The following is a 7,764-nucleotide window of genomic DNA, read 5'->3' as shown; positions in this document are numbered from 1 at the left end:
ATTTTCTGGAAGTGTTGATATAGCAGGACCAACAACTGTAAGTAATTCGTTCACTGTAATGACTGGAACCTCTACACTCGATGTAAATAGCGATAGTGTTATGATCACGTCAGGTGGCGAAGGTGGCGGAACCTTAACTGTGACGCCAACATCAGTTAGCCTTACGCAAAATGGCGCTGGTCTTACATCGTCTGGTGGTCGTACAACTATCACGGGTACTGAAACGATTATCTCAGGTAGCGAAAGCGCCACTCTGAGTGGCGGGGGTACGTCGCTAGTTCTCAACTCATCTGGTCTCAATATTAGTACACCAAGTGGAGCTCCAACTATCATTTCTGGCGTCGCTGATGGCGTTGCCCCTAACGATGCTGTCAACGTTCGGCAGCTAGGTGCATTGGAGGGTAAAATGAGTGCCGGCATTGCCCAGAGCATGGCGATGTCTCAGCTACCTGGATTAACTGCAGATGAGACATATTCCTTCGGCGCTGCAATGGGTGGTTTCAATAGTGAGTACGCGCTAGCATTAGGAGGCTCGGCGCGATTGGACAACAACCTCACAGTTCGAGGTGCGGCTAGTTATTCGGACGCATCTGGTCTAGGTGTAGCGGCAGGCGTTGGCTGGTCCTGGTAAGAACTAAATTAATGAAGGCCCGCCTTGACGACATGAGGCGGGCCTCACTATTTCTGGAGTACATAATGTGATAGCGAAAGCAATAATCGCCATTCTACCCCTTTCTTTTGCATCGGTTGTTAGTTCTCAAACGAATGAATTTACGAATATTAGAAACGCTGGAGCTTTTCCATGTGAGGATGTAGTAAATTCACTTCAAAGTCCCGGAAATGAGACCGAAAAAACCGCTTTTCTTCAATGGACTGCGGGCTTTTCTACTGCGGCATCTCGTGCAAATAGCCTCACAGATGTATTTCCAATAACTGATACTTGGACTATGTTGGAAATGGTAGCTCTAGTCTGCAACGAAGACTCTAGCTCTACTTTTGAAGCTGCAGTGCGACTAACAATAGCGCGGTTGCGCCCTTATTGGGTGCGTGACGAAACAGCGATTTTTCGCCTAAGTGATCCCTCTGGTAAAACTGTTCAAATCTACGGTGCAGTTATACCACGTATTCAACAGAAACTACGTGATATCGGTTTTCAGCTTGAAGCAGACGGTATATTCGGAAATCAGACCGGGAATGCGCTCAGGCTATTAGGCGAGAAATCAGGAATTGAACCACTAATGGTTCCGACCGGTAAATACTGGTATATATTGACCAGGCCATAAAAACGAATTTTGAGTTGCGCTTGGAGTTAGTAGAAATTGCTTCCCGCATGAGTGCGTGATTTACGGTTTGAGAGCGAACGGTGAAAATGTCTGATCTTTTCTGGCTGACGTATGCGAAGATTCTGCGACTCGAACCTTTCTTCCAGAAGTCCGACAGTAGACCGCGCCTAGATATCGGCGCATATTGATCGGAATTCTTTTTTTCAATCACAGTCGCTAGCGCGAGGTTCCGGCAGCCCATGAACCCCACAAAAAGCTCTAGAAGCGGTTGAACGACAAGGGCGTTGACGCTCGGAGCATCGCGAGTAGGGCGGCCGGGCGTGGTCTGGAGAAGGCCGCGATGATCGATGCGAGCTATCTGAAGGCCCACCAGATAGCGGCCAGCACTGGTGCAACAAGAGGGGGAGGGCGATCGCCTGATTCTCGCAGCAAGTGCGGTATGAGCACTAAGATGCACGCCATGTGCAACAGCGAGGGACGCGCTCTCGACTACTTCGTCACCGCTGGACAGGTCAGTGACTATATCGGTACACGGGCCTTGCTGGATGGTTTGCCAAAGGTCGAGTGTCTGATTGGTGACCGACACTATGTCGCCAATTGATAAAGAGACGCTTTGAAAGTGAAAGGGAAATGCGCCTGCATCCCGAGGCGAAAAGAGCGCAAGAAGACGTTGGAATGCGACAAACGCCGCTACAAGTCTCGCAACCGAGTTGACATCATGTTCGGCAGGCACAAAATTTCGCGGCGCGTGGAAACCCGCTACGACAGTTGCCCCAAGACATTCTTATCGGCAATCACGATACAGTCGTCGTGATCTAATGGTTATGAGGCCTGATCCTTTAGTTTCTGCTTATGATATCGGATACCGCCAACAGATCAGAGTTTCGAAATAAGAAATGAGCGAATATTGCCTGACTAAGTAGTGTGCTACGGTCTATAAAAAGTATGGGGTGATATAGTGATTCTACCTAATTCAATCGTATTCTCAGACGTCATAACTGGTGATGGTAATTCGGGGTTAATATGGGCTGAAGATGCCCTTAATATTGCGCTGGTTAATTTATCTGACTCTATGTCCGCTCAATTGAGTTTGATTATTAAAAATCTAGGGCATGCGCAAGTTACTATTGGACGAGAGAAATTTATCGAAATTGATAGCGCTTTATCTTTCGAAATTGACATTGTACTTGTTCTGAATGGCAACGAAAGTGACCTGATCGAAGCTCATATAATGTGCCAAGCGTTACAAGCAATAACAAATGCGCGCATAGTGTTGGTTTCGAGTAGAACTCTTCCATCAGGCTCAAGTGCTGCTTTCCTGAATGTATGCGACGCAATAATCGGTTTTCCATTCAATGAAGAAAAACTTAAGTACTTATTAAGACGTCTTTCCAAAGGGAAAGTAAAAAAAAAACATGAGACACTTTGAGTTGCCCGCAGAATCGGCTGTAGTCGCTCCTAAGTGGCTTGGCGTAGCTTTTGTTTTGTTTTTTACTACAGTTTTCTGTGGGCTTATTTACGCTTGTGTGACTATCAAAAATTATTTTTTTGGTTAGCACTTTTTTCTGAAGATGAGGCGTCGAAGGTAGGGTCAGGACTTCGGTAGCGGGGACTTCTTAGCTAAAGGTTTTTGACATGCTTGTCCGGCCGCCTGATTGCGAATTAATGTAGGGCCTTTCTCTACCGCGCTCTTATCTCCGTCGCCTTCTTCTGAGATCAGCTTTGTGGATACTTCGGTCCTCGGTAAGCGCGCGGTTCATTCCGACCGCGGATTGGCCTTTGGGGGACCGGGGTGAGATGCGAATTGGTTCCGCGAAGGCGTTATAGACAAGAATAAAACGCTTTGCATCCCTGGTCAAAAGTTACGCGACAATTCTGTCAAGTACGACAAGCGCCACTACAGAAAGCGCAGCCGGATCGATATCATGTTCGAACGTCAAAAAGGACTGGCGACGCATTGCCATGAACCGCGCTGGGTTTGCCGGAGGCTGATTTGTCTTCGTGTCGCAGCCATGTCTGATCTTTCTAGAACTGCGTAGAAGTTTGCCTCGGCCTCTGCTGGTGAGACGTTCCCGATCGGCTCCAGCAGGCATCGGTTGTTGAACCAATCCACCCATTCGAGATTGGCGTATTCAACGGCCTCAGAGTTGCGCCATGGCCCACGCCTGTGGATGACTTCGGCTTTGAACAGGCCATTGATCGTTTCTGACAGGGCGTTGTCATAAGAGTCCCCGACGCTGCCGACAGACGGTCCAATCTTCGCCTCTGCGAGCCGTTCGGTGTACTTGATCGACAGATATTGCGATCCGCGTGGTGCACCAGTTGATCCTGGGCCGGTCTGCGTTGATGGATGGCTTGCTCCAAAGCATCGAGAACAAACCCGGCAGTGGCCGTGCGGCTGACACGCCATCCAACGATACGACGCGCGAAGACATCAATGACAAACGCGACGTAAACAAAGCCCTGCCATGTCGCGACGTAGGTGAAGTCGTCGTCCATTGGGCTCGAACCATGTATGGATGGCCCCTTGGCAAGAGCTTTGTTCAGGTTTGGCATTTGGTCGGTAGCGGCCATGTATGCGGCGTCTGATCTGCGGATTAAGGTGCCGCGCGCCCTGATGAAGTCAGCCGGCGGGAGGGTCCCGATCAATGGCACGCACTCGAAGTGAGCTGCCCCCGAAATTCGGACACTGACGTAAGCTGCGATTTGTTGTCTGCTGATCTTCAATACGAAGGAGATCAGACATGTCGAAACGGAAGCAACATCACCCGGAGTTCAAGGCAAAGGTCGCGTTAGAGGCGCTGAAAGGCGAGGAGACGGTCAGTGAACTGGCCAGTCGGTTCGGCGTGCATCCAACAATGATCCACCAATGGAAACGCGCTTTGCTTGAGGGCGCTTCGGGCGTGTTCGAGCGCGGCGGCCGCAAGGTGCCGGAAGTCGATGAGGAACAGGTCAAAGACCTGCACGCCAAGTTCGGGGAGTTGGCCGTCGCCAACGATTTTTTGGCCAGAAAGCTCAAACTTGGACCGGCAAGTGAGGCGTAAGATGATTGCACCAAACCTGCCGGGCCTGTCTTTTGGAAAGCAATGCGCTTTGCTGTCGATCTCACGGTCCTCGTTTTACTATGAGCCGAAGGGCGAGAGCGAGATGAACCTCGACTTGATGCGCGTGATTGATAAGCAGTTCCTTGAGACCCCGTTTTACGGAGTGCGCCAGATGACGTGGCATCTGCGTAATAAAGACCACCTCGTGAACGAGAAACGCATCCGGCGCTTGATGCGGCTGATGGGCCTCATGCGGATTTACCAGAAACCCAACACCAGCAAAGTGGCGAAGGGGCACAAGATTTACCCCTATCTGTTGCGCGGCTTGCGCGTGGATCGGCCCAACCAGGTTTGGTGCGCCGACATCACATACCTGCCGATGCGACGTGGCTTCCTCTATTTGGTCGCCATCATGGACTGGCACACATGCAAGGTTCTGGCGTGGCGCATCTCGAACACGCCGGGGGCAGACTTCTGCGTCGCAGCCCTGAACGAGGCCATCCACAAGTTCGGGCCTCCTGAGATCATGAACACTGACCAGGGCTCTCAGTTCACGTCCTTTACCTGGACCGACCGGCTGCGCAGATCAACCATACGCATCTCCATGGATGGCAAAGGTCGGTTCCTCGACAACATCTTTGTGGAGCGACTGTGGCGGTCGATGAAATACGAGTGCGTCTATTTGCGTGCTTGGGAGACCGGATCAGAGGCCAGGGCCGGGATCGGGAAATGGATGGAGTTTTACAACCACAAGCGACCACACTCTTCCCTTGGCGGCAAACCACCAGCCGTGGTCTATTGGCAGCGAAATGAAACAACCAAGCACGATCAGCAGGAGCAAAGAGTGGCTTAATTTACGCCAAACCCTGTCCAACAATTGGGGGGTAGCTTAACCTGCGTGCAAAGGCCAGCGTGTCCTGGGTCGGCCCTGGGATTGGCCGGTAGTGACCTTCTACAAATGCGTTACCAGCATTTATCGCTTGACGGGAGAACCCTCGATCAGCCCTACTTCAACCAGCAGATGCCCGAAGCGGTAGCGGCGTAGCCACGGCGGAAAATCAATTAGAAAACGCCCAGAAGCTGTTCAGATCAACCGAGCCATCTCTGTTTTGTTCATTATGCTCCACTTTACTCAGAAGTTGGGGCCACCGGCAAACCCCGTGCGGTTCAGTCGGTCCACATCGAGCACGCCAATGAGGTGGGCACATCGGAATTGAACCAGCGTCATGTTTGCAGCCCCACGCTGACCACGGACTGAAGTATGCGCCCGGATGATCTCAGAAGAAGGCGACAGTGTTGGACAGACGGCTTAGAAAGGACCCGCATCAAACCGCAAACAGGCGGCCGGACACGCAAGCCAAGACAGTCTTTGATTGAATGGTCCTCGTTTCCGAAGCCCTGACCCTAAACGAAAACAACCCCTTAAATTCCGTTCCGAATTTCGAAATATCAGGTTTGATTTCTCTAAGTTAAATTGCTTTTTTTGCACGAAGTTTAGGTAGAAAAATACTAGTGCAAAAATTTTCAAACGTTCTATTGACCGTATATTTTGGCGTGGCCTCAAACGGTCCCGTTGTTCTTGATATTTTGGCTGCACAACTGAGCCTGTCTAGGTCAGCAACGTATCGTGCGCTTAGGAAGCTTGAACGCGACAAATGGATAAGGCGGACTTTGGATCGGCGAAGCTTTGTGATAACAGATATTGTTGAAATTGCTATATCCAAAGCTAACTGGCCTTCAAAAACAGCCGCTAAGGTATCAGATTATTTGCAAAGCCGAAAAGACTTGAGGCGAATGTATTTGAGGTTGTATCAGCAAACCACGACAACCAAGTTCAACTTAGTGGAAAGCGTCGGCATAGACGAGTACGGCAGTGTTTCCAAAATTGCCGTCGATGAAACATGTGTCTCCGAATGCTTGGCTGCCTTAAAAATGAACGGAAAAATCGTTGGATCCAACCGACATGAGAAAGTAAATTTAGAAAAATTAGGGGCAGTCTACAAAGAATTAAGTTCAACAGGTTACTATCATTGCTGTTCATCGTTGAACTACATAATACCAGTTCTAGATGGCGATGGGGCGGTTGTGATTATTTTGTTAGCCTCCAAGATTGGGGAGGAGAGTAGTCCTGCGGCTCTCGGAGATATTGTTTGCGATATCTGCGCTGGGCTTAATGAAATTAAATTGTCTACTTTCAATCATTGTTGAATTTTACGAAATTAAAATAAGAAGGTTATAGTTGAAGCAAGGTCAGTGATCTTGAAAAATTCATAAGCTAGGTGTTCTGTCCCGGCATTTGGTGGGTCGATCCTATGATGCATTTGTTTGGCTGTGATGTAAAGATTTTGCAGATGTATCTGTTGGCTTGAGTGGACCTGTCGCGGTTTGGTGCCGCTCCTTTGATAGCATAATGTGCAGCAAAGGAGGCGAACTATGGGCACAGGAAGAACGGACGAATTTCGCAAAGATGCGGTGCGAATTGCACTCACCAGCGGGCTAACACGGCGTCAGGTTGCCGACGATCTTGGTGTTGGGCTTTCGACCCTGAAAAAATGGGTGACGGCTCACCGCGACACGGATGTGGTATCGCCCAAGGATCGCGAGCTTGCGCGGGAGAACGAACGACTTCGGCGCGAGAACCGCATCCTTAAGGAGGAGAGGGATATCCTAAAAAAACCGTTCCGGGTCGCTGCCCGCCTGTGCGCGGTATAAACAGCCTGTGCGGGACTGTTGCGTTAACGGGCAGCGCGGATGATTTGATGATGATGCCGTGATTTCAGGCGGCCAAGTTAAATAGCTCGTGGACGAAGCTGATCTCGCCCCGGACGCCCGGCTGCCTCGTTTGTATGAGCCCATTCTTGATCGTTATGATTGCTTCCATCCCCTGCAGTGTCGCCTTTGCACATCGCAAAGATCGGAAGCTTTGGCGGTATCCGAGCAGCCTCCTCAGAGCAGCATGGTCGCTTTCCACGCGGTTGTCCAGATACTTGCGATCGATATGGGTGATATAGTCAAAGTGTGGATCGTAGCGATGGTTGATTTCGCGGATCACCTTCCGGTAGGTGGGTGCTTTATCAGTGCAGATCGAAACGGGACGGTGCAGCCGTACGCGCTCAATTGCTTTGTGCAGAAAGGCTTTTGCAGCCTTCGCATCGCGTCTTGCTGTGAGACGGAAATCACCAGTTGGCCGTTGGCACCAATTGCGCGCCACAGGTAACGCCATTTGCCACCAACACGAATGTATGTCTCATCCACGTGCCAATTCAGGCCCGCGTGGCTGAGATGGCGCTCGGCTCGCTTGGACAGTTCCGGTCCAAACTTCTGCACCCAACGAAAGACCGTCGCGCGATCAACATCCACACCGCGTTCCGCCAGCAGGTCCGTCACATCTTGATAAGACAGTGGGTATCGCAAATACATCCGAACCGCACACAGGA

At 50.5% G+C, this 7,764-nt stretch carries 5 protein-coding genes and 5 pseudogenes; 8 read left to right on the top strand and 2 right to left on the bottom strand.

Annotated elements, in window-relative coordinates:
* The 5 genes and pseudogenes from AN189_RS18990 to AN189_RS19640 all read left to right on the top strand — a co-directional run.
* Nucleotides 1-631, top strand: a 631-nt coding sequence (locus AN189_RS18990) for a YadA-like family protein (protein WP_216597768.1), incomplete at its 5' end; no start/stop codon positions are given.
* 67 nt (nt 632-698) lie between these two features.
* Complete coding sequence (locus AN189_RS19315) at nt 699-1,283, top strand: peptidoglycan-binding protein (RefSeq protein ID WP_157057583.1); 585 nt, start codon at nt 699-701, stop codon at nt 1,281-1,283.
* An 86-nt stretch (nt 1,284-1,369) separates the two neighbouring features.
* A pseudogene (locus AN189_RS18985) lies at nt 1,370-2,097 on the top strand (IS5 family transposase).
* A gap of 144 nt (nt 2,098-2,241) precedes the next feature.
* Nucleotides 2,242-2,712: a hypothetical protein gene (locus AN189_RS19310; RefSeq protein WP_157057582.1), complete on the top strand. Its 471-nt coding sequence runs from the start codon at nt 2,242-2,244 to the stop codon at nt 2,710-2,712.
* A gap of 332 nt (nt 2,713-3,044) precedes the next feature.
* A pseudogene (locus AN189_RS19640) lies at nt 3,045-3,226 on the top strand (IS5/IS1182 family transposase); the annotation flags it as partial.
* Here the strand turns inward: AN189_RS19640 and AN189_RS18980 are convergent.
* Nucleotides 3,220-3,773 (bottom strand): annotated as a pseudogene (locus AN189_RS18980) (DDE-type integrase/transposase/recombinase); the annotation flags it as partial. The pseudogenes AN189_RS19640 and AN189_RS18980 overlap by 7 nt on opposite strands.
* A 254-nt stretch (nt 3,774-4,027) precedes the next feature.
* Between AN189_RS18980 and AN189_RS18460 the strand changes: the two are divergent.
* The 3 genes and pseudogenes from AN189_RS18460 to AN189_RS18455 form a co-directional block, all read left to right on the top strand.
* Nucleotides 4,028-5,180 (top strand): IS3 family transposase gene (locus AN189_RS18460; RefSeq protein WP_157057581.1). Its coding sequence is split into 2 segments (ribosomal slippage): nt 4,028-4,305 and nt 4,304-5,180, totalling 1,155 coding nucleotides; the frame shifts between segments, so codons are not numbered across the junction.
* A gap of 659 nt (nt 5,181-5,839) precedes the next feature.
* Nucleotides 5,840-6,535: a hypothetical protein gene (locus AN189_RS19305; RefSeq protein ID WP_157057580.1), complete on the top strand. Its 696-nt coding sequence runs from the start codon at nt 5,840-5,842 to the stop codon at nt 6,533-6,535.
* Nucleotides 6,536-6,760: 225 nt separating this feature from the next.
* A pseudogene (locus AN189_RS18455) lies at nt 6,761-7,003 on the top strand (transposase); the annotation flags it as partial.
* 100 nt (nt 7,004-7,103) lie between these two features.
* On the opposite strand, the pseudogene AN189_RS18450 reads toward AN189_RS18455, so the two are convergent.
* Nucleotides 7,104-7,747, bottom strand: a pseudogene (locus tag AN189_RS18450) (IS6 family transposase).
* Between the last annotated feature and the right edge of the window lie 17 nt (nt 7,748-7,764).

Origin of the sequence: Loktanella sp. 3ANDIMAR09 (genome assembly GCF_001420005.1) — a bacterium.
GTDB lineage: Bacteria > Pseudomonadota > Alphaproteobacteria > Rhodobacterales > Rhodobacteraceae > Loktanella.
Note: the sequence above shows the minus strand (reverse complement) of the source record. Positions and strands in the feature narration are given on the sequence as shown.